Raw genomic sequence first — 25817 nt, 5'->3', positions numbered from 1 at the left:
CGTACCCCCCCCCCCCCCCCCCCCCCCCCCCCCCCCCCCCCCCCCCCCCCCCCGGGGGGGGCCCCCCCCCCCCCCCCCCCCCCCCCCCCCCCCCCCGGCGGCCCCCGAGTTATACGATGCCGTACAAGGTGAGGGTAGGGCAGCTGTACGGCGGCGTACAACTGCCGTCGAAAGTGAGGTGGACCACCCATGGGCGCACTGCGCACGCCGCGGGAGAAATGGATCGAGGAGGGGCTGCGGGCGCTGGCCTCGGGCGGGCCGGAGGCCGTGCGCGTCGAAACCCTCGCCAAGGCGCTCGGCGTGACCAAGGGCGGCTTCTACGGCTACTTCGCCGACCGCAACGCGCTGCTGGAGGAGATGCTCGACACCTGGGAGCGGGAGAGCGTCGACGACGTGCTGGCCAGGGTCGAGCAGGTCGGCGGCGACCCCCGCGAGCGGGTCAGGCTCGCCGGGCAGCTGACCTTCTCCGGCGACCGGATGCAGGTCGAGCTGGCCGTCCGTGACTGGGCCCGCCGGGACGCGAAGGTCACCGAACGGCTGCGCCGGGTCGACAACCGCCGCATACAGCTCGCCCGCGAGATGATCGGCACCTTCTGCGACGACCCGGACGAGGTGGAGGCCCGCAGCCTGCTCGCCTTCTGTCTGGCCATCGGTCACCACTTCCTGGCCGCCGACCACCCCGGCCGCACCCGTCTGGAGGCCCGCTCGCTGGCAGGCGACTTCCTCCTGCGCGACAGCCCGCCGCGAGACCCCCGGCAGAACCCGGGACCGGACCGGGAAGCAGCCCCGGGAACCGACCCGCGAGACTCCGGCCCGGAGAAGGCCCCGCCGGCCCGTTAGGAGGCGTCCTTCTGGTCCCGGATCGCCGCCAGCAGGTCCGCCGTGGTCACGATCTCCGCGAACCGGCCGCCGTGCAGGGATATCGCGGTGGACCGGCTCAGCTCGTCGGCGGACTGCTTCCAGCCGAACGGGCCCGTCAGGTCGAAGGTGTGGGTGGCGTCCAGCGGGAGCAGCACCTGGTAGCCGAGGTTTCCGCCCATCCGGGCGGTGACCTCCACGCACATGTTGGTCTGGATGCCGGCCACCGCGAACTGGCCGATGTTCGCCTGCTTCAGCCAGGCGTCCAGGTCGGGCGTCCCGTAGAAGGCGGAGTTCACGGACTTGGTGACGAGCAGGTCGGGGCCGCTGCCCTGCTCCAGGCGTTCCTGTACGTAGTCCTTGAAGTCGTGGCCCGGACGGCCGGGCCGCAGGGGCGTGTCGGGGACGGGCGCGTCGTGCCGTACGAAGACGACGGGCCTGCCGGTCTCCTGCCAGGCGGTGATGAGTTCGGCGATGTTCCCGTCGGCGTCCGGGTTGTTGCGCCGCCCCCAGAACGACTCGTCCTCGAAGCCCTTCTGCACGTCGACGACGATCAGTGCGGCGTTCGGCTCGATGTCCATTCCCGCGCCCTTCTCCTTTTCGGTGTCCATGACGTCCATGCTGGGGCCGGGAAGCGGGTTCCCCCAGACATCCGAAAGTCAACGACCGATGGTTTACTGCCAATGTGCCGTCATCCCCGCCAGTAGCGAACAGCCTTCCCCCGCAGGCCACTTCGGCCACTCCCCCCACCCTGTCCCCGTCCCCGCACCGCATCGCCATGCTCGCCTTCCCCGGTATCCGCGCGTTCGACGTGTCGGTGATCTCGGAGGTGTGGGGCGTGGACCGTACGGACCGCCAGGTGCCCGCCTTCGACCTGCGCCGGGTCGCCGCGAGCCCCGCCCCGGTGCCGATGCGCGGCGGCCTCACCCTCACCCCGGACCGCACCCTGCGCTGGCTGGCCCGCGCGGAGCTGATCCTCGTACCCGGTCTGGACGACTACGCGACTCCCGCGCCCGCACCGGTGCTTGAGGCACTGCGCCGGGCTCACGCGCGGGGCACCACCATCGCCGCCCTGTGCGGCGGCGCGTTCACCCTCGCGCAGGCGGGCCTCCTGGACGGCCGCCGGGCCCTGACCCACTGGGGCCTGGTCGAACTGCTCAGCGCGCGGCACCCCCGGGTGCGGGTCGAGCCGGACGCCCTGTTCGTCGAGGACGGCAACCTGTGGACGGCGGCGGGCACGGCCGCGGGCATCGACCTGTGCCTGCACCTCGTACGGAGCCGGCACGGGGCCGAGGCCGCCGCGACGATCGCCCGCATGATGGTCACCGCCCCGTTCCGGACGGGTTCGCAGGCGCAGTTCATCGAGCACCCCACGCCGCGCGCGGACCGCGACGCGGACGCGCTGGCCGACGTACGGGCGTACGCGCTCGCGCACCTCGGCGAGCCCCTCACGGTGCCCGCGCTCGCGGCCCGCGCGGGCATGTCCCCGCGCTCCTTCGCCCGCCACTTCACGGCGGGCACCGGCACCACCCCGCTGCGCTGGCTCCTCGACCAGCGGATCGCGGCGGCGCAGAAGCTCCTCGAACGCACCGACCTGCCGATGCCGGAGATCGCCCGCAGGGCGGGCTTCGGCAGCGAGGTGACGATGCGCCAGCACTTCGCCTCCCGCCTGACCACCAGCCCGCGCGCCTACCGGGCGTCGTTCGCCCAGGCGGCCCGCCCGCCCCAGGTAAAGGAAGCGTGAAGATCCACGTAGCATGTGCGCAACTGATCTTGATTTGTGCACGTGGGGGAAACACATGAAGTTCGCGCGTATATCGACGCTCGTCGCGTCCGCCGCCATCGCGCCCGCCGTTCTGTTCGCCTCGCCCGCGCACGCCGCCCCCGCCCAGGTGCCCGCGCTCGGCGCGCCGGTCGCGGGGACGGAGACCGCCGGGCAGCAGGAGGCGGACGACCGGGCCGAGATCCTGCGGCTGATGTCCGCCAAGAACGCGGGACGCGTCCTGAAGGAGGCCGGGGCCAAGGCGATCGAGGACGGCCCGGCCGCCATGCGCAAGTTCCTTGAGGTGGACCAGCACGAGATCCGCATCGGCGACAACCGGGTGCTGACGGGGCAGATCTTCAGCAAGGGCGGCCCGTCGGTGAAGGAGGCCGCCAAGAAGGCGCTCCTGGGCACCCCCGAGGACGTGCAGAAGTTCCTCGACGAGGGCCAGTACGAGGCCCGCAACATCGACAACCAGGTGCTCGTCAGCCAGATCATCAACACCGGCGGCCCGGCGGTGAAGGCCGCGGGCAAGAAGGCCCTGCTGGGCACGCCCGAGGACGTTCAGGCGTTCCTGGACAAGGGGCAGCACGAGGCCCGCAAGAAGGACGAGGCGGACGCGAAGAACCCGGACCGGCCCAGCCCCGACGCCTCGAAGGGCACGGGCGACGCAGCCACCGGCGGCACGGGCTCCGGCACGGGCGGCACGGACTCCGGCTCCGGCACGGGCGACACGGGCGGCACGGGCGACAGGCCGACCCCGGGCGCTTCCAAGGACACCGGCAGCGGCACCGGCTCCGCCACCGGCGGGACCGGCGGCACGGACAAGCCCGGAACCGCCGGCGGCCAGGGGACCGGCTCGGCCGGCGGCCAGGGGACCGGCCAGGACGGGAACACCCCGGCACCCACCGGCGGCAGCGACGACCTGGCCAGCACCGGTGCCGGTGCCACGCTGCCGTGGGCGGCCGGCGGCGCAGCCGTCGTCCTGGCGGGCGCGGGCATGATCGTGGTGGCGCGTCGGCGCCGCTCCTCCGCCGAGGGCTGAGCGGACGACCGGACCGCCGCCGGGCAGCCGTCGTACGCACACGACTGCCCGGCGGCGCACGCCCGCCGGGCGGTGGCCGTCCCCCGGCGCACGCCCCTAGCCGGTGGACTCCCTGCGCCGGACCATCTCGTTGATCCAGGTCGGCGCGTACGGCGACGTACAGCCGCGCGGTGTCGGGTAGTCCTTGAGCACGCCCAGGCGCTCACCGATGGCGAGTGCGCGGGCGCGGTGCTCGGGGTGTTCGATGCCGATCTGGGCGAGGCAGGTGTTCATCGCCCACTGGAGCCGCTCCGGGGCGTCCCGCAGCTGTTCCTCGATGACGTCGAGCAGCCCGGGGAGGTCGAGCCCCTCGGGCTTCTTGACCACGCGTTCGGCGGTCAGCGCCCACCCGGCGCTCGCGACCGCCGGGTCCCGGTCCGCCGTCCAGGCGACCCGCAGCTCCTCGGCGTGCGGGCTCTTCTTCACCACGTAGTTCACGAGCCAGTCGTGCACCTTGGGGGCGCGGGCCTCGCGGAGCATGGTGTCCAGTTCGTCGCGCCCGAACGCCTTGGGGCGGCAGATCAGGAGCGCCAGCAGCCGGGCCGCGGTGTCGTCCGTGGCCCAGAGCTGCCGGGCCAGCTCCTGCTGCGTCTTCAGTCGCTTGGCGACGGCGCGCAGCTTGCCGAGGTTCACGCCGTGGTCGTCGCCGTGCTTCTCGTTGACCGCGCGGGCCCTGGGGTCCTCCAGCTCGGCAAGCTCGGCCATCACCTCAGCCACTTCCGCCACAGCAGCCTCCTGTCCGTCATTTCCCCGGTGTCACTGATGTCGCCGATTTGCCCCTTCAGGCTACGGCGGGCATCAGTGCTCGCACAGCGAGAACTCGCGCTCGTACAGCTCGTTGTTGTGCGCGTTCACGAAGAACTTGCGCTCCTGCATGAGCTGCTCGCGGAAGTCCTTCGCCTGCTCAAGCGTCATCGTGGAGGTCTCGGCCCACGGCTGCTGCGGCGGCACGTCGGAGGTCGAGACGATCCTCGCCGACGGGTCGATCAGGAAGAACGCGAGGATCTTGCGGTGCCCCGGCCGGGTGGGGTCCGCGAGGCGGAAAGAGCCGACCCGGTGCTGGAGGGTGTTGGGGAAGGCCAGGAAGCGGCCCCCGGGGGTCGCCGCCGCACCCAGCTCCTGGTTCAGCGGGTCCTCGTCCCGGAGACCGTAGACCTCGTTCATCCCGGTGCCGTCGTTCTGCTGGTACTCCGGGTCGTCGAGTGCGGCCCGGAAGCCGAGACTGCTCTCGGTGATGTTCTCGTTGTCCCAGTAGTAGATGCCGGTGGAGACGATCCGCTCGTTCATCATCCCCTCGACGTGCCAGGAGCCGCCCGCGTACTCGGGCTTCTCCGGGGTGAGGTGGATGGTGGCGAGCTTCACGATGACCTGGAGGCGGCTGCCGCGCAGATCCACGCGTACGGCGTCGTCGGCCGGCTGGGGCGCGGTGAACTCCGGGGCGTCGGGGATCTCCGGCTCACGCTCGTACCACCAGTTGTCCTGCGCTCTCTCGTACGCCTCCCACGCCTCCTCGAAGCCCTCGTCGTCCTCCTCCATCTCCGGCTCGACGGGCTCGCTGTCGTCGTACCAGCTGAAGGGATTGGCGTGGATGCGGGCGCGGCGCGGGTGGCGCAGGTCGGTGAGGACGTTCTCCAGCAGCGGGCGCGCCCGTGCGAAGAGTTCGGGCAGGACGGCGTCGAGTGCCTGGTGCTGCACGGGGTGGACGTTGTTCACGTACGACCGGAAGGCGACCGTGCCGTCCTCATCGACCTCCACGTCGGTGGGCAGCCACTGGAACTTCTCCGAGAACTCGTGCTGTCCCCGCCGTACCTCCGGGTGCTCCCACGCCTGCTCGGGACCTCCGCTGACCCCGTTCACGAGGCAGAACAGGGAGGGGTGTACGAGGTCGAGCACCTGGCCGTCGGAGCCCGGGTGCCAGTCCTTCTCGTCCTCGGGGACCTCCTCAAGCACCCGCACGGCCTCGCGCAGCCGCTCCCTGAGCGCGCCGTCGACCAGCGTGTCCGAGTGCCAGACCCCGTCGACGGCGGACACCTCGATGCCGGTTCGCTCGTCCCGCAGCCCGGCGTAGTAGGCCAGCTCGGCGAGCACGTAGCGGACCTGCGCCTCGGTCATGCCCTGCTCGACCGCTTCCCGCGTCCACCGGGCGGCGATCTCCGGGTCGTTCATCTTCACGAACCACTCGGGCTTGGCCCGGATCAGCGCGCTGCACTGCATCATCTCCAGTTCCCGCAGCGTCCGGGGCTTGGCGTAGGCGGTCTTCGGGGAGCTGACAAAGGGCAGCGGGAAGGCAGCAGAAAGGTCGGTCACGTCGCTCGGTCCTCACGGTCGGTGTGTGGCGGCGGGAACGATACTTCAGCGGACTGACAGGGCAGTTGGCCCGCTTGCACCGCGCCCGACACACCGACACCCCGGCCGGGAGAGCCGCCCCATGACGGCGCGGACCTCGTGGCGGATGGCCCGGGGCGGCCTCCCTCAGAGGAGGTGGTCGGCCTTGCCGGCCTTGATGTCGCGGATGAGGTTGCGGAGGGCTTCGCGGGTATCGGTGAGGGGGGTGTCTTCCTGGCCGAGTACGGCGATGTAGCCGTTGCCGTTGTCGTCCGTGCCTATCCGGAAGCACGAGTTGCCTTCGCCGCAGTAGGGCTCTTCCCAAGTGACCTCTTGCACGGTGCGTCCCTTCAGAGTTGTTTCGCGATGCCGTGGATGAAATCCCGCGACGCTGTGGGCGACAGCGCGATGTCCGCCATCCGGTCCAGGTGCGCCCGATACTTCTCCAACTGGTCCTCGGAGTAGAGGAAATCAGGACCGTGCGAGTTGTCGATCTGTACCGTGTCGAGCTGACTCACCGGGCCTTCCGCATGCAGCACGGTCTGCCCAGCACCGGGAAAGGCACCCGCTTCGAACGGGAGTGCCACCAGGGTTACGTTCTCCCGTTCCGACTCTTCAAGCAAGTGGTCGAGCTGCGATCTCACCACCATGCGTCCACCGAACTGCATGCGCAGGGCCGCCTCGTGCACGATGCCGAAGTACGGCGTCGGAAAATCGCCGCGCAACACCTCCTGCCGCTCTACGCGGTGCGCAAGCCTCAACGCGATCTCTCGCTCGGCTAGTTGCGGAATCACACTGCGGAAGACAGCTAGGGCATGGTCCGAGGTCTGCAACAGGCCCGGAATGTGTACGGAGTAGGCGGCGCGCATGCGCAGCGCGCTGCCCTCCAACTCCGCGATGTCCAGCAGACCCGGCGGCACGGAGCCCCTGTACCGCTCCCACCAGCCACGAATACGTGGCTGCGCCATGTCCGCAAGCGCCTCGACATGTACCGCATCGGTACAGCCGCAAGCCTCTGCCAGAATCCGCACCCGCTCAGGGCTGATGGCACGCACACCTGACTCGATGTTGGAAATCTTGCTGCGATCAACTCCGAGCAGCCCGGCCGCGGACTCCGCCGACACCCCTGCCGACATCCGCATCTTTCGCAGTTCGACCCCAAGTCGCTTCTGCCGCTCAGTCGGTGACGTCCTCGCTGCCATGCCGTTCCCCTCTGCAGTCGATCGTGTGCAGTCTGCCGCGTAGACGTGCGAACACTCCACCAAAGGGCTTCATTGACACATAGCCAGGGGCAAATTTACCCCTCACCCCCTACATTAGGTGATGCGCCGACTACTCAAAGAGTTGGAAGTGCATCGCGCGAGCCTGCCCGCACACTCCTTCCCTGGGAGGGGCACGGTTCGCGCCAGGGAGACAGGCCACTGCTCAACGGCGTGCCAACAGACCCTCCGAACATGGGAGTTCAGCCATGTTGACCGCGATCCTCTGCCCGACCGCCGCCCCGGCCAGAACCACCTATGAGGAACGGGACGGACTCGCCCTCAGCCTCACCGTCCCCGGCCGGCCCCGCAGCGCCGGCATCGTACGCACCGCCATCAGCGGCGCCCTGCACGCCCACCGCCTGAACCGCTTCGGCTCCATCACCGCACTCGCCGTGACCGAACTGATCGCCGTGGCATCGGTATTGACCTGTGCGGGAGACGTGTACGTATCACTCCGCCACCGGGACGACGCCCTGCGCCTCATCGTCTGGGACCAGCATCCGCCGCACGCCGAACCCGACGCCGCGTCCCTGTGTCTCGTACGCCGCCGCAGGGCCCTGTGGCTGCTCGCCGAGGCGGTGGAGGACTGGGGCGGGGAGTGGGGCGTCGGCGAGGCACTGCCGCCGCACCGTGGGGTCAAGTCCTGGGTGACCTTGCCGCGCTGAGGCGGACGGACGACCTGTGCCCCGGCTCGGCGAAGGAGCCGGGGCACGTGCGGGGCCGAGCAAATCAGGTGCTCGGGGTGTTGTTCGCATTGGGCGCCGAGCCGCGCGGGAAGGTGACTTCGACGCGGCGGTTCTTCTTGCGGCCCTCTTCGGTGGCGTTGTCGGCGATCGGATAGTCCTCGCTGTAACCGCGAACCTCGAACGTGACGTTGGCGCCGAGGGTCTTGGTCAGTTCGACCTGAACCATGTCCGCGCGCTTCTTGGAGAGCGTCTTGCCGTGCTCGTAGGAACCGAGGTTGTCCGTGAATCCGAAGACGCGGACGGTGGTCGCCTTGTTGGTCAGGGCCTCTTGCGCAATGGCCTTGATACGGGCGGTTGCCTCCGGCTGGAGCTTGGCACTGTCCTTGGGGAAGAGGACTTCGGCCTGAAGGGCGAACTTGACGTCGGAGTTGGTGTCTTCGCGACGTTCCTCGCCGCCCATGTCTTCGACTACGGACTTGATGTCGAGGACTCGGGCCGGGGCGAGAGTGCCGCCTTCGCTGATCTTCAGGTTGGGGGAATTGGCGTCAACCTTTGGTGGCTCTTGACTAGTTGTACTGCCAGGTGGGGCACTGGGCGTAGGGTCTGCCGCTTGGGCTGTAGAAGTAGCAAAAGATGCCAGGACAGTGGCGAACACGAAAGTACCCATGCCAAGGACTACTGGGCGACTTCGAGTAGAAGTGATGAACATGAGTCACTCACCCTCTGAAATCTCAATGGCTGCTGGAGGCATGGCACCGACTTGGAAGTCGACCTTCGTGGTTCCAGCCGGAGGAGCAGGGAACTGCGCAAAGAAGGTTCGCTCTTCGCCGGCCGAGAAGCCGAGATTGAACTTGGTGCACAGGCAGCGCCCTTCCGTATCACGGAGAATCAGGTACTTCTTCTTCCCTGCCTTGTCGAGCAGGTAAGCGCCAGCGACAGAAGCCGAGTTTGCCGCCAGTTCCTGTTCTTGGCCCTGCCAGCCCTGAGCAAGCCATGTACTACCCGATCCGTTCTTCACCTTCCCGTTCACGGTGACAAATCCGCCTGCATCTCGCACAGCACTGTTGATGACGAGAGTGATGCTCTTCTCTCCCTTCACCTCGGCCAAGACTGTCTCCGTGGCGGGCGGAGTCTGCGGCACCGAGTCCTTGGGCTTCGCTTCAGGCTGCTGCTTGGCCGTCGGCGCAGACGAAGTTCCCGCCTTCTGGCCGTCTTCACCGGAATTGCCACCGCATCCGGCCACCGCAAGAGCCAAGCCAGTAGTGATCGCCACAGCGGTCAGTGCCCTTCGGGCCTTCATGGTGTGCCGCATGCTCATCAACAGCTTCCTTTGCTTGTCGTCGCTCGCTACTTGACCAAATGAACGGAGAACAGATCCTTGGGCTTCGGCAACAGACCCGGCAGATCCGCAACCTTCTTCGGGTCGATCGCCCAAATCTTGCCGTCCTTGCAGTGGACGAACACCAACTTGGTCGGATCGCTCTCCGGACCGATGACGCAACGCGGTTCGATCACCGCAGTGGCCTCCGCCTTGGCCTTCTTGTCCGTACCGGGAACGACGGACTTGCCAGAGGTGTACTGCGTCTCGACCTGTACTCGGCGGGCAGCAAAACCCTTCGAGAGCGTCTTCTCGGGACCGGCGATGACATTCGACTTGTTCCGGGCGGCAAGCGCCGTGGCTCCGGCCGCACCGTCGGTCACCGGCCCCTCTCCGGACAGCCAGATGACCCATGCGGCGGGATTCATGATGTCGCGGATGAAGTTGTCCGTTAACTCGTCACGCGCCTCCTGCGCGGCAGCGAGCGCGGCGGCGTCGGCAGCAGACTGGCCGCCACTGCGTGCAGTGGCGGCCTGGGCAAAGGCGAAGAGCGCGAACGCGACAAAGAGCAGGAGCCCCACCAACATGATGTAGATGGGGAACACCTGCCCTCGGTCAGCCTCAGAGGAACCGCGAATCAGCCGCCGCCGGTGATCCTCTGCACCGCACCGTTGATCGCGGTAGAGATGGCCGTGTCCAGGTTCAGCCCCTTCACCGCCACCACAATCAACGCGATGATCACCACCAGACCCGCGTACTCCACCACGCTCGCGCCCCGGTCGTGGCGCTCCCGCATCTTGCTCACGATCGTGTTGCTCCACATATTGATCGCGATATACGCCTTCGTCATGCGGTGCTCCTCCGGGTCCGAACGTCTCTAGGTCAGTAGCGCCACCCGCAGATCCGTCCGCCTCCCGGCCGGTCCCGCTTGCGACACACGAAACGTACGCCTCACGAGGGATTCGGGAAGAGGGCCCGTGGGCCCAACTGCGGGCCCAAAGCGCGTATTGGGCCCGCCGGGGCCGCGATCTCCGCGCCGTACCGGATCCACCCCTGCTCTCGGTCACGCCTTCAGCCACGACCGATCACCCCTCCCCCGTTGAAACCGTTGAGCCCGTTGCCGTCCGCCGCCGTCCTGGTGCCGATCCACATCGCTATCGCTTCGCTCCGGCTCGCACTGTGCAGCTTTGCGAAGATTCGGTTGATGTGGTTCTTGACCGTTTTCTCGCTGATGAAGCAGGTGGCGGCGATTTGCTGGTTGCTCATTCCTGCCGCAATGAGGTCCATGACCTCCACCTCCCTCGAACTCAGCCCGAATTCCTGCCTGTTGACCGTACGCTGCTGCTGCCTCGCCGGATAATGTGCCACAACTGGTTGCGACTGCGAAGTGCTTTGCGCGGATCGATCAGAACTTGAGACAGGTGGCCCCGGATCGCGGTGTGGGCTGTGCGGTGCAGTCGTGCCGCGACCGCCGTACGGGACGCCCGTCGCGTACGCCGACCCCAGACCTTCCGGCAGCGGTGGCCGTGCGGCCGCCGGTTCCTGGGTCCCGGCCCTCACGTGGGCCAGCAGGGCGTTCTGCGCCGAGGTGGTGAAGTAGGCCCGGCCCGCCTTCAGGTCGCGCACCGCGCCGACCAGTTGTTCGGCGGTGAACTCGCCGTGCACCAGGTAGCCGCCCGCGCCGAGCCGCAACGCCTCCTGCACGATCTCGCTCTCGCTGCTGTACGTCAGCATCATCACCGGAGCCACCTGCACCAGGTGCGGGAGTGCCGAGATGCCGTCGACGCCCGGCATCCGTACGTCCAGCAGGACGACGTCGGGGCGGCTGTGCTGGGCGGCGGCCAGGGCCTGGCGGCCGTCCGCCGCCTCGGCGACCACGTCGATGTCCTCGCGGGCGCCGAGCAGCGCGGTCAGGCCGGCCCGTACGACCGGGTTGTCGTCCGCGATCACCACCCGCAGGACGGGTGGCGGGCCGAAGGGGTCCTGGGACGCGTCGGCGTAGTCGGGGTGGGTGGGGAATGCCGCCGCCGGAGGGGGGACGGGTACCCCTTGGGGGGTGTGTTCCGAACGGGGAACGACCGTGTGCGACGAGGAGTGCTGGGAGGCGTGGGGGGCTGAGGGGTAGGTGTGCTCGTGGCTTGCTTCCGGCATTGTGCGGCCTCCTCTCGGGAGGGGGTGGGGGTGGGGGTGGGGGTGGGGGTGGGGTCAGGGTGCGGGTGGGTGAGCGGGGTCGAGGGTGGGCGGGAGCGGGGGGAGCGGCTCCGCCGGGGTGCCGCCCCCTTGCCCGCCCTCCCCCAAGCTCTCAACTTCGTTCGAGCAGGGAGGTACCCCCGCGCCCCCGGGGGGCGGCCCCGCCGCCCAAGGGAGCGGCGGCGGGGGTAGGGCTGAGATGGGGAGTTCGAGGCGGACTTCTGTGCCGTCTTCGCTGCGGCCTCTGCCGATACGGATGCGGGCGCCTATTCCGGCCGCCCGTTCCACCATGCCGACCAGGCCGAAGTGACCTGCCCTGCGGAGTTCCTCCAGGCTCAGGCCCGGGGGCAGGCCCGTGCCGTCGTCCAGGACGCTCAGCCGCAGCATTCCGCCGACCACGCCCAGTTCGACCGTCACCCGTTGGGCGTGGGCGTGTCGGTGGCTGTTCTCCATCGCTTCGCTCGCGATGGTGATCAGAGGGCGGGCCACCGCGTTCGGCACGGCGGGGGCGGCGGTGCCGTCCTGGGCCGGGACGAGGGTGGCCCGTACGCCCGAGCGGGCCGTGAAGTCCCGTACCCGGGCGTCCAGTTCCGAGGTGATGTCCACTCCCCCGCCCTCGTAGTCGGCCTGGCGGCGCAGGTCGGAGAGGATCTCGCGGGACTCCGCCGCCGCCTTGCGGGCCGAGCGGGCCACCACGCCCGCCTGGTGCTTCACCGTGAGCGGGTCCATGCGGTCGGCGGACTGGGCGAGGCTGTCGGCGGCGAGCGCCACCCCGTGCAGGGTCTTGGCCACCGAGTCGTGCATCTCGCGGGCCAGCCGGGCGCGCTCGTCGCCCACCGCGTCCGTGACGGCCAGACGCGCCTTGGCCTCCGACAGCGCCTGGGTGGCCTCGCCGAAGCGGAACATCAGGTTGCGGAGGGTGACCCCGACCACTCCGGCCGCCACGCAGAACCCGCTGATCAGGATGGTGCCCGTCGGGCCGGACAGGCGTGGGGCCCACGCCCCGAACGCCGCCGCCAGGATCAGGATCTGCACGGCGGCGAAGATGCCCGCGCCCCGCCACCCGTACAGCAGCCCGGCCAGCAGGGGCGTGCACACCGTCGCGTACCCGAGCGCCGAGTCGGGCGAGGCCGTGAGGAGGAGTACGGAGCCGAAGACCAGGTCCGCCGCCATCAGGGAGCGGTAGCGGATGAGGAGGGGCGCGAAGGTCTCCCAGTCGCGGAGCATCGCGTAGCTGCCGACGAAGGTGACGATCACCGCGCCGCCCACCAGCCAGGAGCCGAACTGGCCCTGTGCGCGGCTCAGTGCCAGCGGGGCGCCGATCGCGATCATGACAAGGCGGAAGGCGAAGACCTGGCGGCAGAGGGCCTGGAGTGCGTTGATCTGGATGCGGAGGCTGGGGGCGGGGACGTCTTCCGCCAGGGCGGAGGCGAGGGTGGGGGTGCGGTCGTCGGGGGTGGCGTGGAAGGTGCCTGGGGTGGGGGTGGTGGTGCGGTGGGCAGGGCCGGGGCCGGGCGGAGCGAGGGGTTCGGCTCCGCCGGGGGCCGCCCCCTTGCCCGCCCGTGCCGCCCCCGGGGGCGGCCCCGCCGCCCAAGGGGGCTCGGGCGGGCGGCCCCGCCGCCCGAGGGGGCTCCACGGGCGGCCCCGCCGCCCAAGGGGGCGGAGGCGGGGGTGGGGGGAGCGAAGTGTGGGCATGGTTGTCAGCCGTCGAAGAGGGAGCCGAAGTCGGCGCCGGAGCCGAGGAACATGTTCGCCACGATCAGCAGCAGCGTGGCCGGGACCATGAAGGCGAGAGTGACCACCGTGGTCTTGGGGATGGCTTTCGCGGCGCGCCGCCGGGAGTTCTGGGCGTCGGTGCGGCGCATGTCGTTGGCGATCTGTATGAGCGTGTCGGCGATCGGCGCACCGAGTTCCTCGCCCTGCTGGAGCGCGGTGACGAACTGGGAGACCTGTTCGGAGTCGTTGCGCTTGCGGAGTTCCTCGAAGGCCAGACGGCGGCTGACACCCATGTCCATCTGCCGCAGGGTGATGCGCAGTTCGTCGGCCCAGGGGCCCTCGTACTTCTCGGCGACCCGGTCGAGCGCCTGCCGGAAGCCGAGGCCCGCGCTGACCACGACGGCGAGCACGTCGAGGAAGTCGGGGAGGGTGCGCTCGATGGTCTCCTTGCGGGCGCGGATGGCCTGCCAGATCAGCGCGTCGGCCGCGAACCAGCCGTACGCCAGACAGAACACGGCGAAGATGGTCAGGTCGTTGACGAAGCAGAGCAGCGCCGCCAGCCCGCCGAACATTCCGTACGCCGCGCGCCTCGCCGCGTAGCGGTCCAGGGTCAGGCCCCCCGGGTTGCCCGCCATGTCGATCTTGCGGCGCTTCTTGTCGATCCGCTCCGGGCCCATCGCGGACAGGACCGCCGGGGCGAACCGCATACCGATGCGGTCGATCGCGGAGTCCTTGGCCGAGACGCGCGAGGCGCCGACTTCCAGGGCCACCGCGAGGTCGCCGGGGACCTTGGCCTCGGCCCGGTACATCTTGATGCCGTAGGCGATCCCGGCGACGCTCAGGCCGACGACGAGGGCGAGCAGCAGACCGATCAGGCCTTTGTCGAGTACTGGCACGGTTCTTCTCTCCCCGCTCTCAGACGTCGATCTTGCCGAGCCGGCGCATCGCGACGAAGCCGAGTGCGTACAGCCCGACCGAGACGCCGACGACGATCTGTCCGATGGGATTGCCGGTCATCTTCTCCATGGAGCCGGGGGTCATCGAGTTGAGCATGATCATGGCGCCGAGGCCGAGCAGCGGGACCGTGTAGGCGGTCGCGTTGACCTCGGAGAGCATCGTGCGGACCTCGCGGCGGGTCTCCTTGCGCTCCTCCAGCGTCTCGGTGAGGTTGCGCAGCGAGCCGACGACGGTGCCGCCCGCCTTGTTGGAGAGCACCAGGGTGGTCACGAGGACGACCAGCTCGCGGGACGGGAGCCGTTCGGCGAGTTCACCGAGGGCGTCGTCGATGGAGCGGCCCACCGCCAACTGGGCCGCCACCGTGCCCAGTTCCTCACCGGCAGGGGCTTCCAGCTCCTCCGCCGCCATGCCCAGCGCGGTGCGCAGGGCCAGGCCGGCGGCCGTCGCGTTGGCGAGGATGCGGGAGAGGTCGGGCAGCTGGTTGATGAACGCCTCGATGCGCTTCTGGCGCTGCCAGCTGAGGAAGGTGCTCGCCGCCCAGACGGCCACCAGGGCGGCGATCGGGCCGAAGAACGGGGCCAGGACCGAGGTGGCGATCAGCCAGAGCGCCGCCGCGCCCACCACCACGTACACGAAGAACTCGCCCGGTGTGACGTCCAGGCCGGTCGCGGAGAGCCTGAGCTGGAGCTTCTTGCCGAGGGCGGTCCTGCGCAGGCGGCGGTCGACGCCCTGGAAGCGGCGGCTGCGGCCGGTCTCGGTGCCCGCGGTGAGGGCGAGCCGGTCCTCCAGCGCGGCGCGCTGGGCGCGGCCCGCGGAGAAGGTGTGCAGGCCGATGATGGCCAGCAGGCAGCAGAGCAGGGTGGCGCCGACCGCCAGCAGGGCGGGGTTGCTCAGCTCGGCGAAACCGGCGGCGGACTCGGCCGCGGACTCGGCGGGAGCCGCCTCGGGCGGGGCCGCGGCGGCTGCGGCGGCTGCCGTGATGTGGGTGACCAATTGGGTGACCATTGCCGGTACCTACTGGGCCTCTCGCACGTAGAGGGAATCTTGGAGTGGGTCGTTGGCGACGCCGAAGGCGGGCGGGATCGGCTCGTTGGCGAGGTAGAGGCGTTCCGCGATGCGGCGGGGCAGCGGGAGGTGCTCGAACTGGCCGTGCACCAGCCGGTCCGGGCTCATCGGCTGGGCGAGGAACCGCGAGACGGTGGCGATCTGGAACTGCTCACGGCCGTGCGAGACGAGGATGACGATCTCGGTGATCTTCCGGGACCCGTCGGCCATCCGGCTGAGCTGGACGATCACGTCGACGGCGCTGTTGATCTGGTCCTTGAGCGCCTCGAAGGGGATCTCGACCTCCGACATCGAGCCGAGGGTCTGGAGTCGCATCAGCGCGTCCTCGGCGCTGTTGGAGTGGACGGTTGCCAGCGAGCCGTCGTGGCCGGTGGACATGGCCTGGAGCATGTCGAGGGTCTCGCCGCCGCGGACCTCACCGACGATGATGCGGTCGGGGCGCATGCGCAGGGAGTTGCGGACCAGGTCGCGGATGGTGATCTGGCCCTTGCCCTCGACGTTGGCCGGCCTGGTCTCCAGCCGGATGACGTGCGCCTGCTGGAGCTGGAGCTCGGCGGCGTCCTCGACGGTGATGATGCGCTCGTGGTCGGGGATGAGGCCGGAGAGCGCGTTGAGGAGGGTCGTCTTTCCGGAGCCGGTACCGCCGGAGACGATGACGTTGAAGCGGGCCCGTACGAACGCCGAGAGCAGCATCAGCATCTGGTGGTCGAGGGTGCCCAGATTGATCAGCTCGTCGAGGCGGTACGCCTTCGGGAAGCGGCGGATGGTGAGGGTCGCGCCGGTGAGCGAGAGCGGCGGGATGATCACGTTGACGCGCTCGCCGGAGGGGAGGCGGGCGTCCACCATCGGGTTCGACTCGTCGACGCGGCGGTTGACGGTGGAGACGATGCGCTCGATGGTCTGCATCAGTTGCTCGTTGGACGCGAAGCGCATCGGGAGCTGCTCGACCCGGCCGGCCCGCTCGACGAAGATCGAGTCGGGGCCGTTGACCATGATCTCGGTGATGGAGGCATCTTCGAGGAGGGGTTCGAGGACGCCGAGGCCGAGGGCTTCGTCCACGACCCGGCGGATGAGCTGGGAGCGTTCGGAGGTGGAGAGGACGGGGCCTTCGCGGCTGATGATGTGGCCGAGGACGCGTTCCAGGCGGGCGCGCCTTTCCGCTGCCGCGAGGGAGGACATCTCGGCGAGGTCGATCTCTTCGAGGAGTTTGGCCCGGTAGGTGGCGACCAGGTGGCCGTCCTCCCGCCCCCCGGAGGATTCCTCGGGGGCGGCGATGCGTTGCCGCAGGCTCATGGGGGCTCCTTGGTGGATCGGGTGGTACGGCGCCGTACGGGTGGGTCGGGGTTGAGGTGGCCGGGGGTGGGGTGGCCGGGGGCGGGGGTGGCCGGGGGTGGGGGTGCGGCTCCGCCGGGGGCCGCCCCCTTGCCCGCCCGTTCCGCCCCCGGGGGGCGGCCCCGCCGCCCAAGGGGGCTGGGGGGTAGGGGGTTAGGGGGTTAGGGGGTGTCGTCGGCGGGCATGGAGGCGGATTTGGTGATGGTGCCTACGTTGAATACCGGGATGAGGGCGGGGACGTTGACTTTGGCGGTGACGGTGACGATGTCGCCGCCGCCGCAACCGCTGATCTCGGTGCGGCTCGCCATCCAAGTGCTCATGGCCGCCTTGCCCGCCGCCTGGCACTGCCCTCGGGTGTCCTCCTGGGAGCCCACCCGAGCCGCTGCCCTGGCCGCTGAATTCGCCTGGCTCGCCGCGTAGCCGACGATGCCCAGTTGGATGGCGGCCATGGCGACCAGCAGCAGGATCGGGAGGAAGCCCGCGAATTCGAGGGCGACGACGCCCTTGTCGGCGTCGGCGCCCCTCATGGCCCGCAGGCGTGATTCCGGTGCGCGGCGCATCAGTTGCCGCCTTCCAGGGCCGCGCCCGCCTCGCCCGTGGACGTCCAGCCCTCGAAGGTGGGGCCCCCGGGGAACAGGAGGGGCGGTTCCAGCTTCACCGTCGCCTTGAAGATGCTCCCCGAGGGGTTGCAGTCCGTCTGGCTGACCTTCCAGGTGCCCGGGAGCCGCTTGCGTATGGCCGCCTCGCACTCGGGCACTCCGCTGCCGCCCGCTCCGTACGCCGCCGTCCCCGCCCGTGCTCCCTCGTCCGCCGCGTTTCCCGCCAGGGAGAACGTGTAGCCCCACACCGCCGCCTGCCACATGATCACCATCACGATGAGGATCAGCGGGAACATGCCCGCGAACTCGGCGGTGACCGCTCCCTTGTCGCCGTGGGCGCCCTTGGTGCGGTCCTTGCGGCCTCGCAGGCCGATCGAGCCGCGGTCGTTGCCGCGCAGGCGGCTGCCTCTGCCGCCGGTGGTCGCTTCCGTCACCTTCACGAGTCCCAGCTCCCCCGCGAGTGCCCAGAGTGCTTGTTTGACCGTGCTCCTGCTGTCCAGGTCCTGGAGGCGGCCCGCGTCGGCCGCCGACTGGAGTTCCTTGTACTGCGAGGGGACCGCGCTGCGGGCGACCTTGGTGCCGGTGATCTTCTCGACCAGGGGCGGCTGGATCTCCGTGTTGCGGGTGTGGCGGTTGACGACGGTGGTGGTCTCCTCCGCCTTGCGGATCTGGAGCCGGTCCCAGAGGCGGACCATGCGTTTGGCCGCCCGTACCGCCACGACGTCCGGGGTGACGACCAGCAGGGCCTGGTCCGCCATTTCGATGGCTGCCGCGTTGGCGCTGTTCATCTGGGTGCCGCAGTCGACGACCACGACCTCGTACCGGTTGCGCAGGGCGCTGACCACCTGGCGGGCCACCCGGTCGGTGACCTCCTCGCCGCGTTCGCCCTCCGCCGGGGCGAGGAGCAGGCCGAGGCCGGTGGCGTGGGTGTAGAGGGCGTCCTGGAGGACCCGGGGCGAGATGTCGGAGATCCCGGCGAGGTCGACGATCGAGCGGCGGAACTGGACGTCGAGGTAGGAGGCGATGTCGCCGGACTGGAGGTCGAGGTCGACCAGGGCGACGGTGCGGCCGGACGCCTTGGCCGCCAGGGCGAGCTGTACGGAGACCAGGGTGGTGCCCATGCCGCCCTTCGCGCCCGTCACGGTGACGACGGTGCCGCCGGGGCCGCCGAAGACGTCCGGTCCGGCGCCCAGGTGGCGGCGTACCCCCACCGACCAGGAGGCGGCGTTCTGCACGCGGACCGCCAACTCCTCGTAACTGAGCGGCAGTCCGACCAGACCCCGGGCGCCGGAGTCCATGGCGGCCGTGAAGAGGTGCGGGCTCGCGTCGGCGGAGATCAGCACGACGCCGACCGCGGGGAAGCGCAGCGCGACCTCGCGGATCAGCTCCAGGGCCGGGACCGGGCCGATGCGTTCGTGCACGAGGACGACCTCGGGCAGCTCGTCCAGGGACTCGGAGGCCAGCCGCGCCAGGGTGTCGAGGAGGGCGGTGGAGTCGACGGCCGGGTTGGCGGGCTCGGCGTCGGGCAGCTGGCTGAGCAGCGTGATGATCGCGCGGGCGGCGTCCGGGTCGCCCACGGCGGGGAGGATACGTGTCGTCATGCAGCCGTCCTCACTACTTGTCCCCGTGGTGTTGCCGAATTGAGCCGCGTCACCGGCCGGGCGGCACGCCGGGCCGCCGGTCGTGCACCGGGCCGCACCGCCGGCACCCGGGGCACTACCTGTCCCCGGTGAGGGTGTAGGTGCGGTCGCGCGGGGTGATGTTGGGGTCGCTGCCGTCGGCGACGCGGGCGAGGCGTACGTGCTCGGCGAACGACTCCGCGTACGCCACCCGCTGCGCGTCCAGGGTGTTGAGGGCGAAGGTGATCGGCACCGCGTCCTTGACGCTGCGCGTCCGGTCGTCCGCCTTGGGCTCCAGTGCGCTGATCTTGCCGACGTCCAGCACCCGGGCGCCCGCGACGATGACCCGGGACTGGTCGTCGTCCTTCTGCTCCTTGCCCTCGAAGGTCGCGTAGATGTTGACCCGCGAACCGGGCGTGATCTTGCCCGCGACACCGGTCGCCGCGTCGATCATGATGGCGATCTCCTGCTCGCCCGCGGCCAGTTCCGGTTTCTTCACCAGCATGTCCGTCTGGAGCAGCGATCCGCCCTTCAGCTGGGTGACCGCGATCTTGCCGCGGATCTCCGAGATGTCGGTGATCGCGTTGTCCGAAAGCCAGCGCTTCGGCATTTCGATCTTTTCGAACTGCGTTTCGCTGAGGGTCTTGTAGGGCGCCACGTCGCCCTTGAGCCGATAGGCCGTGACCTCGGGGCCGACCTTGGAATTCACGTCCCGGATCACCGAGAGCACGCCGACGAAAGCACCGATGGCACACAGGACCGACAGGAGCAGCAGGATGATGCCGCGGCGCTGGCGTGAGTTCATGGGGCGTGCTACCTCGATCAGGAACGTCGGAACAGATCAACGGACTGTGAGCGTGGTGGTGCGCGTGCGGACGGTGCGGGAATTGCCGGCCTTGCGGAACCCGGGAGCGATCGTTGCACGTGGCACTAGGTGGACCCACGGTTCAGGACACCGGCCACGTGCAATTGGTTCTCGGCCGGGGACACCGGGGCGGAACAGAATCCGCAGCGATCTCCTATCAGCTGGATTCCGCACCAGTGGCACTGTTCGCGCCGGACCGAGGAAACCAGCTGGTAGAGCACGGAGATGTCGGGCAGGAAGGCCGCGAATTCGATCATCTTGGCCGTCCCCCACCAGGTGGGCGACCCGGCCGGGAGTTCGACCTCGTGCGCGGACTGGACCTGCCAGCCGGGGGCGAGCGTCCCGGTGACCCATTCGGACGCCAGCTGACCCCGCGCATAGGCCATGTGCGTCGCGAACTCCGGTCCGGTGAGCGTCTCTTCGCCGCCGAGTTTGATCAACTGCGGTTCGGGATTGGCCAGTACGGCGAACTGGGCGCCCGGCATCCACGACTTGGCGTGCGCCTTCAGGCTGACCGGGATGCGGTCCAGCTTGGCGACGGAGCCGAGCAGGGCGCCCGCGTACACGTAGTGGGAGAGCAGCCGGGCCGCCGAGGCGACGACGCCCGCGCTGAAGTCGCAGACCGAGAGCTGGCGGAGCTGGCGCGCGAGCACGGCGATGCCCAGCGGCGGCAGGTCCAGCTTGAGGAGGGCGATGCGGTCGGTCTCCAGGACCGAGCGGACGGTGTGCAGGCGGCGCTCGTGGGCGGCGGGGATGGAGGCGGGGTAGAGCGCGACGAGATACCCGTGCCGCTCCAGCAGTACGTTCGTCTCGGCCAGCGCGGCGTCCAGGGACTGGGCGTCCGGCGGCTGGAGCACGGCGGCGGTCGGGGTCTGCTGGTCGGTCGGGGGCAGCACGAGGTCGGCACTGGTCACGGCTATCGCTGTCGGCACGTCGATGTCCCCGCTCCCCGTCGCACGCCCACTTCTGACCGTCGCCCGTCCATTCCCGCTCGCACGTGGCGCATCAGCACTTTAGCCACGTCATACGTGGTAGAGAACAGGTTCCAGAGATCCCGTACGCCCCACCAACCCGCCCACTGTGCACCGGATTTGGCCGCCGGGGCCGAGCGGCCCAACTCCGCTTCCGCGCCGACGATCACGATGACACCACGTCGCGAAAGCACTACCGCTTGTGATCATGGGTTCCGGTTGGAGTCTTCGGGAGTGGGTTTCACGCCATGTTTCAGGCCGTCCGGACCGGTGATCCGCTTGACATCGGGGGGAGGCCCAACCAATTTGGGTGGTCCGTCCCGGCCCATCCCATTTCCCGCACCCCTGGAGACAGCACGTGGTCAGCACCCGCCACCGTACCCACCCCCGTTCCCGGCTCGCGGCCGGAGCCGTGGCGGTGGCACTGGCGGTCGGGGTGCTGGGGGGCTGTTCCGGCGGGGACGGCGGAGGCGGCGACCCGGGCCCAGCCACCAAGGCGCCGGCCGGTGCCGCGCGCAAGCCCGCCGGGGCGCCCCAGGTCCCCGCGCACGCCCTCACCGGCTACTGGCAGAACTTCACCAACGGCGCCAAGGTCCAGAAGCTGGCCGACGTGCCCGCCGCGTACGACATCGTCGCCGTCTCCTTCGCGGACGCGACCGACAAGCCGGGCGAGGTCGACTTCAAGCTCGCCTCCAAGGCACTCGGCGGGTACACGGTCGAACAGTTCAAGGCGGACCTGAGGGCCAAGCACGACGCCGGGAAGATGGTGATCGTCTCGGTCGGCGGCGAGCACGGCAAGGTCGAGGTCAAGGACGCGGCGTCGGCCGAGCGGTTCGCGGCGTCCGTGCACCGGCTGATGACGGTGTACGGGTTCGACGGCGTCGACATCGACACCGAGAACGACGGCTTCCGCTCGGAGTTCATGGTCCGGGCGCTGAAGTCGCTGCGGCAGAAGGCGGGCGAGCGCCTCGTCCTCACGATGGCGCCGCAGACCGTCGACATGCAGAAGCCGACGGACGAGTACTTCCGGACGGCGCTCGGCGTGAAGGACTTCCTGACCGTCGTGAACACCCAGTTCTACAACAGCGGTTCGATGCTGGGCTGTGACGGCGAGTCGTACCGGCAGGGCACCGTCGACTTCCTGACCTCGCTCGCCTGCATCCAGCTGGAGGGCGGCCTCGACCCGTCGCAGGTGGGGCTCGGCCTGCCCACCAACAAGGACAGCAAGGACGCCGGCTACGTCTCCCCCGAGCTGGTCGACCGCGCCATGAACTGCCTGACCCTGGGCACGGACTGCGGGAAGTTCAAGCCGAAGAAGAAGTACCCGGGGCTGCGGGGCGCGATGGCCTGGTCGACGAACTGGGACGCCACCTACGGCAACGAGTGGTCGACGGCGGTGGGGGCGGCGGTGCGGAAGCTGCCGTAGCCCCGGCGCGGGGGCGTGCGCACGGTGCGTACCGTGCGCACTCCCCGCCCCGTCGTCAGAACAGGTCGATGACCTGCTTCACGCACAGCACGACGAACAGCAGCCCGCCCAGCGCGAGCATCACGTTGCTCAGCCAGCCGTTGCGCCACTGGCCCGGGGTGCGGTCGGAGTTCAGCAGCCACATCAGGGTGAGGGCGAGGAACGGCATGAAGAAGGCGCCGAGCACGCCGTAGACGACGACCAGCCCGAACGGCTGGTCCAGGAAGAGCAGCCCGATCGGCGGGAAGGTCAGCCAGAGCAGGTACGCGCGGAACGGCAGTGACTTCTCCCGCTTGCCCGCCGCGACCTCCTCGACCATGCCGTCCTGGCCCGAGCCCCTGCGCTCGCGCTGGAGGCGCTCGACGAAGTCGGCGAACATCAGGCTGACCCCGTGCCAGACGCCGACCAGGGCGCCGAAGGACGTGGCGAAGAAGCCGATCAGGAAGAGCTTGGCGGTGACCGCGCCGAACTTGTCCTCCAGCACGGTGCCCAGGTCGATCAGGCCCTTGTCGCCCTTGGCGAGGGCGATGCCCGAGGAGTGCAGCAGCTCGGCGCCGATGATGAGCATGGCGACGACGAAGATGCCGGTGGTGATGTACGCGACGCGGTTGTCCAGGCGCATCACCTTCATCCAGCTCGCGTTGGTCCAGCCCTTGGAGTTCACCCAGTAGCCGTACGCCGCCATGGTGATGGTTCCGCCGACGCCACCGATGAGGCCCAGGGTGTAGAACAGCGAGCCGTCCGGGAGGGTGGGCACCAGGCCCTTGAGGGCGTTGCCCAGGTCGGGGGCGACGCGGACGGCGACGTACACGACGACGAGGAACTTCATCCCGATGACGACGGTCATGAACTTCTCGAAGACGGCGTACCTGTTGAACCAGACGAAGGCCAGGCCGACGACGCCGCAGAGGATCGCCCAGAACTTGAGGCTGGGGCCCTCGGGGAAGAGGGCGACGATGGGCAGCGCGGAGGAGGACATGGCGGTGGCGCCGTAGACGAAGCCCCAGACGACGACGTACACCGCGAAGTAGACCGTCGTCCACTGGCCGAGGCTGCGCCAGCCCTCGAAGAGGGTCTTGCCGGTGGCGAGGTGCCAGCGGCCGGTGGCCTCCGCCAGCGAGATCTTGACCAGGCAGCCGATGATCGCCGCCCACAGCAGGGTGTAGCCGAACTGGCTGCCCGCGATGAGGGTGGCGACCAGGTCGCCGGCGCCGACCCCGGTGGCCGCGACCACGATGCCGGGGCCGATGTACTTCCAACTGGCCTTGCGCATCGTGGAGTCGGCCAACTCCGGTGTCACCCCGCCGCTGCCGCCACTGGCCTGCACGCTGTCGGACATGCTGTCCACCTCCCGCTCGTCCCCCTGATGATCTGGATCACCAAAGCTGGCGGGGGCGGGGAGGCGCAAGGGTGCGGCCGATCTCGAATACGTATCGCAGTGCCGCTGGTCCGTGCCGCGGTGCCGCTGATCAGCGCGGGGGCAGGCGGCCCGCGAGGTAGAAGCCGACCACGTGACCGATCTCGGCAAGCCACTGCTGGAGCACGGAGGACTTGCGGGCGTTGACCACGCACTCGAAGAACCGCCCGTCGGGCAGCACCGCGGCCACCATCAGCCGCTGCCCGGCCGGACTGGGCCGGAACTGGACGGTGCCCAGCTCGTGCCAGCCGAACTCGGCGAGCTGTCCCCCGGCGTCGAAGGTGACCCCGGTCGCGTCGATGGCCACCCCGAAGTGCTTGTCGGCCACCACGAACTCGGGCCCGGAGGCGGGGGCGGGGGCGGGGGCGGGCCCCTGCGGGAACTGTGCCTGCGGGGGCGCCTGGTACGGGCCGGGCTGCGGGGCCGCCTGGTAGGGGTTGGCCTGCGGGTGGCCGTACGGGGCGGGCTGGGGGCCGTACGCGGGAGGCGGGCCGAAGCCGCCCGGGGGGAAGGACATGGGGGCCAGTATGGGGGCGGCCCGCTCGTGGCGTGCCGCCCCCTCCCCCGGACCGGCGGGTTCGTCGGCCCCCCGGGACCTTCCGGCCCGGAAAGGGCTAGATCACCAGGCTCAGCAGTGCCGCCACCGCGAAGCCCGCGACCGAGAGGACCGTTTCGAGAACGGTCCAGGACTTGAGGGTGTCGCGCTCCGAGATGCCGAAGTACTTCGCGACCATCCAGAAGCCGCCGTCGTTGACGTGCGAGGCGAAGATCGAGCCCGCCGAGATGGCCATGATGATCAGGGCCAGGTGGGCCTGCGAGAGGTCCTGGCCGTCGACCAGGGGGAGCACGATGCCCGCCGTCGTGACGATGGCGACCGTCGCCGAGCCCTGGGCCACGCGCAGGACCACCGAGATCAGCCAGGCGAGCAGGATCACCGGGAGGCCGACGTTGTTGAAGGCGTCCGCCAGGGCGTCCGCGATGCCGCTGCCCTTGAGGACGGCACCGAAGACGCCGCCCGCGCCGACGACGAGCAGGATGTTGCCGACCGGCTTGAGGGACGAGGTGGAGACCTGCTCCAGGGACTTGCGCGACCAGCCGCGGCGGATGCCGAGCAGGTAGTAGGCCATGAACAGCGCGATGGTCAGGGCGACGAAGGGGTTGCCGAAGAACTCGATGACCGAGCGCAGCGTGGAGGGGTCCAGCGCGATCGAGGAGAACGTCGAGCCGAGGATCAGGACCAGCGGGATGCCGATGATGGCGAGGACCGTGCCCAGCGGCACCGGCTTCTCCTGCGGCTCGACCCCGGCCGCCTGCTGCTCGGCGAGAACGGCCGCCTTGGCCTCCTCCGCCGCCTCCACCATGTCCTGCGGTACGGGTACGAAGATCCGCTTGCCGATCCAGGACGCGTACGCCCAGGCGGCGAGCACCGCCGGGATACCGACGACCAGGCCCATCACGATGACCCAGCCGAGCGAGACCTTGAAGAGTCCGGCCGCGGCCACCGGGCCCGGGTGCGGGGGCAGGAACGCGTGGGTCATCGAGAGACCGGCCAGCAGCGGCATCGCGTAGAGGAGGACCGACTTGCCGGAGCGCTTGGCCGCCGCGTAGACGATGGGCGCCAGGACGAAGATGCCGACGTCGAAGAAGACCGGGATACCGAAGATCAGGCCCGTGAGGCCCATGGCCAGCGGGGCGCGCTTCTCGCCGAAGAGGGCGAGCAGGCGGGACGCCAGCACTTGGGCGCCGCCGCTGACTTCGAGTATCGCGCCGAGCATGGTGCCCAGGCCGATGATGATCGCGACGTGGCCCAGGATGCCGCCCATGCCCGACTCGATGAGCGAGGTCAGGTTGGACTTCTGGACCGTGCCGAAGAGTTCGGTGACGGAGAGGCCCGCGGCCAGGCCCACGACGATGGACACCGCCAGGAGGGCCACGAACGGCTGGAGCCTGACCTTGATGATCAGGAAGAGGAGCAGGCCGATGCCGAGGGCGGCGACGGTCAGCAGGCCGGGAGTGCCGTCGATGAACGTGAGGAGACCGCCGGTGTGCGGGGTCTTCGGTGGGTCGGCGGCGGCCAGGGAGAGGGAGAGAGGGGCGAAGGATGCTGCGGTGATGGGCATGTGCGGTCGACTCCGGTCGGTCCGGGGGGACTTCGGGGCATGGTGGAGCGCGGCACGGCGGGCACGGCCGGGAGGGGTGGGGTGAGGTGTGGGGGCTGCCGGGGCGTGTGCGGGGTGCCGGGGGCATGCGGTTCGGGGGGGTGGAGCGGAAGGGGTGGAGCGGGGGGCTCCGGGGAGGGTGGTGGGGCGGGGGGCCGGGGTGGGGC

The 25817-nt window shown here is 69.9% G+C and carries 26 protein-coding genes; 5 read left to right on the top strand and 21 right to left on the bottom strand.

The annotated features are described in order from the left end of the window. The first annotated feature begins 189 nt into the window (after positions 1–189). Positions 190–840 carry a TetR/AcrR family transcriptional regulator gene (locus ACFYVL_RS12990; protein ID WP_389243788.1) on the top strand — a complete coding sequence of 217 codons (651 nt, stop codon included), beginning with the start codon at positions 190–192 and terminating at the stop codon, positions 838–840. Here the strand turns inward: ACFYVL_RS12990 and ACFYVL_RS12985 are convergent. Beyond that, a complete protein-coding gene (locus tag ACFYVL_RS12985) occupies positions 837–1439 on the bottom strand; it encodes a cysteine hydrolase family protein (RefSeq protein WP_389244205.1) in 603 nt (200 codons plus the stop codon). The two genes, ACFYVL_RS12990 and ACFYVL_RS12985, sit on opposite strands and share 4 nt — an antisense overlap. A gap of 197 nt (positions 1440–1636) precedes the next feature. Here ACFYVL_RS12985 and ACFYVL_RS12980 point away from each other — a divergent pair, with 197 nt between their 5' ends. Together ACFYVL_RS12980 and ACFYVL_RS12975 are read left to right on the top strand one after the other, a co-directional pair. Further along, a complete protein-coding gene (locus tag ACFYVL_RS12980) occupies positions 1637–2602 on the top strand; it encodes a GlxA family transcriptional regulator (protein ID WP_389243786.1) in 966 nt (321 codons plus the stop codon). A 55-nt stretch (positions 2603–2657) separates the two neighbouring features. After that, on the top strand, positions 2658–3665 hold the full coding sequence (locus ACFYVL_RS12975) for an ALF repeat-containing protein (protein WP_389243784.1): 1008 nt from the start codon (positions 2658–2660) through the stop codon (positions 3663–3665). Between the two features lie 96 nt (positions 3666–3761). Here ACFYVL_RS12975 and ACFYVL_RS12970 read toward each other — a convergent pair whose 3' ends face one another. The 4 genes from ACFYVL_RS12970 to ACFYVL_RS12955 form a co-directional block, all read right to left on the bottom strand. After that, the gene (locus ACFYVL_RS12970) at positions 3762–4409 is read right to left on the bottom strand and encodes a DNA alkylation repair protein (RefSeq protein WP_389244203.1); all 648 of its coding nucleotides are present in this window, start codon (positions 4407–4409) and stop codon (positions 3762–3764) included. A gap of 93 nt (positions 4410–4502) precedes the next feature. Continuing rightward, a complete protein-coding gene (locus ACFYVL_RS12965; RefSeq protein WP_389243782.1) occupies positions 4503–6011 on the bottom strand; it encodes a DUF4246 domain-containing protein in 1509 nt (502 codons plus the stop codon). 165 nt (positions 6012–6176) lie between these two features. After that, on the bottom strand, positions 6177–6368 hold the full coding sequence (locus ACFYVL_RS12960; RefSeq protein ID WP_389243780.1) for a hypothetical protein: 192 nt from the start codon (positions 6366–6368) through the stop codon (positions 6177–6179). Between the two features lie 11 nt (positions 6369–6379). Continuing rightward, complete coding sequence (locus ACFYVL_RS12955) at positions 6380–7231, bottom strand: helix-turn-helix domain-containing protein (protein ID WP_389243778.1); 852 nt, start codon at positions 7229–7231, stop codon at positions 6380–6382. Positions 7232–7497: 266 nt separating this feature from the next. Between ACFYVL_RS12955 and ACFYVL_RS12950 the strand changes: the two genes are divergently transcribed. Continuing rightward, entirely contained in the window at positions 7498–7956 is a 459-nt protein-coding gene (locus tag ACFYVL_RS12950) for an ATP-binding protein (RefSeq protein ID WP_389243776.1), read from the top strand. A 64-nt stretch (positions 7957–8020) separates the two neighbouring features. Here ACFYVL_RS12950 and ACFYVL_RS12945 read toward each other — a convergent pair whose 3' ends face one another. The 13 genes from ACFYVL_RS12945 to ACFYVL_RS12885 form a co-directional block, all read right to left on the bottom strand. Further along, positions 8021–8644, bottom strand: coding sequence for an OmpA family protein (locus tag ACFYVL_RS12945; RefSeq protein ID WP_389243773.1), 624 nt, complete (start codon positions 8642–8644; stop codon positions 8021–8023). 45 nt (positions 8645–8689) lie between these two features. Beyond that, the gene (locus tag ACFYVL_RS12940) at positions 8690–9295 is read right to left on the bottom strand and encodes a hypothetical protein (protein WP_389243771.1); all 606 of its coding nucleotides are present in this window, start codon (positions 9293–9295) and stop codon (positions 8690–8692) included. Between the two features lie 29 nt (positions 9296–9324). After that, a complete protein-coding gene (locus ACFYVL_RS12935; RefSeq protein ID WP_389243769.1) occupies positions 9325–9900 on the bottom strand; it encodes a pilus assembly protein TadG-related protein in 576 nt (191 codons plus the stop codon). A gap of 32 nt (positions 9901–9932) precedes the next feature. Then, entirely contained in the window at positions 9933–10145 is a 213-nt protein-coding gene (locus tag ACFYVL_RS12930; protein ID WP_389243767.1) for a hypothetical protein, read from the bottom strand. Between the two features lie 221 nt (positions 10146–10366). After that, positions 10367–11446: a response regulator gene (locus ACFYVL_RS12925; protein WP_389243765.1), complete on the bottom strand. Its 1080-nt coding sequence runs from the start codon at positions 11444–11446 to the stop codon at positions 10367–10369. Positions 11447–11500: 54 nt separating this feature from the next. Beyond that, the gene (locus tag ACFYVL_RS12920) at positions 11501–13180 is read right to left on the bottom strand and encodes a sensor histidine kinase (RefSeq protein WP_389243763.1); all 1680 of its coding nucleotides are present in this window, start codon (positions 13178–13180) and stop codon (positions 11501–11503) included. A gap of 5 nt (positions 13181–13185) precedes the next feature. Beyond that, the gene (locus ACFYVL_RS12915; RefSeq protein WP_389243761.1) at positions 13186–14097 is read right to left on the bottom strand and encodes a DUF5936 domain-containing protein; all 912 of its coding nucleotides are present in this window, start codon (positions 14095–14097) and stop codon (positions 13186–13188) included. 19 nt (positions 14098–14116) lie between these two features. Next, positions 14117–15052 (bottom strand): type II secretion system F family protein, encoded by a 936-nt coding sequence (locus ACFYVL_RS12910; RefSeq protein WP_389244201.1) that lies wholly within the window; start codon positions 15050–15052, stop codon positions 14117–14119. A 120-nt stretch (positions 15053–15172) separates the two neighbouring features. Beyond that, positions 15173–16516 carry a CpaF family protein gene (locus tag ACFYVL_RS12905; RefSeq protein ID WP_389243759.1) on the bottom strand — a complete coding sequence of 448 codons (1344 nt, stop codon included), beginning with the start codon at positions 16514–16516 and terminating at the stop codon, positions 15173–15175. 200 nt (positions 16517–16716) lie between these two features. Next, positions 16717–17115 (bottom strand): TadE/TadG family type IV pilus assembly protein, encoded by a 399-nt coding sequence (locus ACFYVL_RS12900; protein WP_389243757.1) that lies wholly within the window; start codon positions 17113–17115, stop codon positions 16717–16719. Next, positions 17115–18755: an AAA family ATPase gene (locus tag ACFYVL_RS12895; protein WP_389243755.1), complete on the bottom strand. Its 1641-nt coding sequence runs from the start codon at positions 18753–18755 to the stop codon at positions 17115–17117. Before ACFYVL_RS12895 ends, ACFYVL_RS12900 begins: the two co-directional genes overlap by 1 nt. 115 nt (positions 18756–18870) lie before the next feature. Beyond that, positions 18871–19578, bottom strand: coding sequence for a Flp pilus assembly protein CpaB (gene cpaB, locus ACFYVL_RS12890; protein WP_389243753.1), 708 nt, complete (start codon positions 19576–19578; stop codon positions 18871–18873). 125 nt (positions 19579–19703) lie between these two features. Next, the gene (locus ACFYVL_RS12885; protein WP_389243751.1) at positions 19704–20570 is read right to left on the bottom strand and encodes a hypothetical protein; all 867 of its coding nucleotides are present in this window, start codon (positions 20568–20570) and stop codon (positions 19704–19706) included. Between the two features lie 397 nt (positions 20571–20967). Between ACFYVL_RS12885 and ACFYVL_RS12880 the strand changes: the two genes are divergently transcribed. Beyond that, positions 20968–22035 carry a chitinase gene (locus ACFYVL_RS12880; RefSeq protein WP_389243749.1) on the top strand — a complete coding sequence of 356 codons (1068 nt, stop codon included), beginning with the start codon at positions 20968–20970 and terminating at the stop codon, positions 22033–22035. A gap of 55 nt (positions 22036–22090) precedes the next feature. Here the strand turns inward: ACFYVL_RS12880 and ACFYVL_RS12875 are convergent, their stop codons facing one another. The 3 genes from ACFYVL_RS12875 to ACFYVL_RS12865 all read right to left on the bottom strand — a co-directional run bounded on the left by ACFYVL_RS12875 (position 22091) and on the right by ACFYVL_RS12865 (position 25611). Then, complete coding sequence (locus ACFYVL_RS12875; protein ID WP_389243747.1) at positions 22091–23413, bottom strand: Nramp family divalent metal transporter; 1323 nt, start codon at positions 23411–23413, stop codon at positions 22091–22093. Between the two features lie 130 nt (positions 23414–23543). Continuing rightward, positions 23544–24008, bottom strand: coding sequence for a hypothetical protein (locus ACFYVL_RS12870; RefSeq protein WP_389243745.1), 465 nt, complete (start codon positions 24006–24008; stop codon positions 23544–23546). Between the two features lie 97 nt (positions 24009–24105). Then, entirely contained in the window at positions 24106–25611 is a 1506-nt protein-coding gene (locus ACFYVL_RS12865) for a GntP family permease (RefSeq protein WP_389243743.1), read from the bottom strand. Positions 25612–25817 lie beyond the last annotated feature (206 nt).

Source organism: Streptomyces sp. NPDC004111 (assembly GCF_042874215.1).
Classification (GTDB): domain Bacteria; phylum Actinomycetota; class Actinomycetes; order Streptomycetales; family Streptomycetaceae; genus Streptomyces.
The sequence above is the reverse complement of the archived record's forward strand: the minus strand, read 5'-3'. Positions and strand labels throughout refer to the sequence as shown.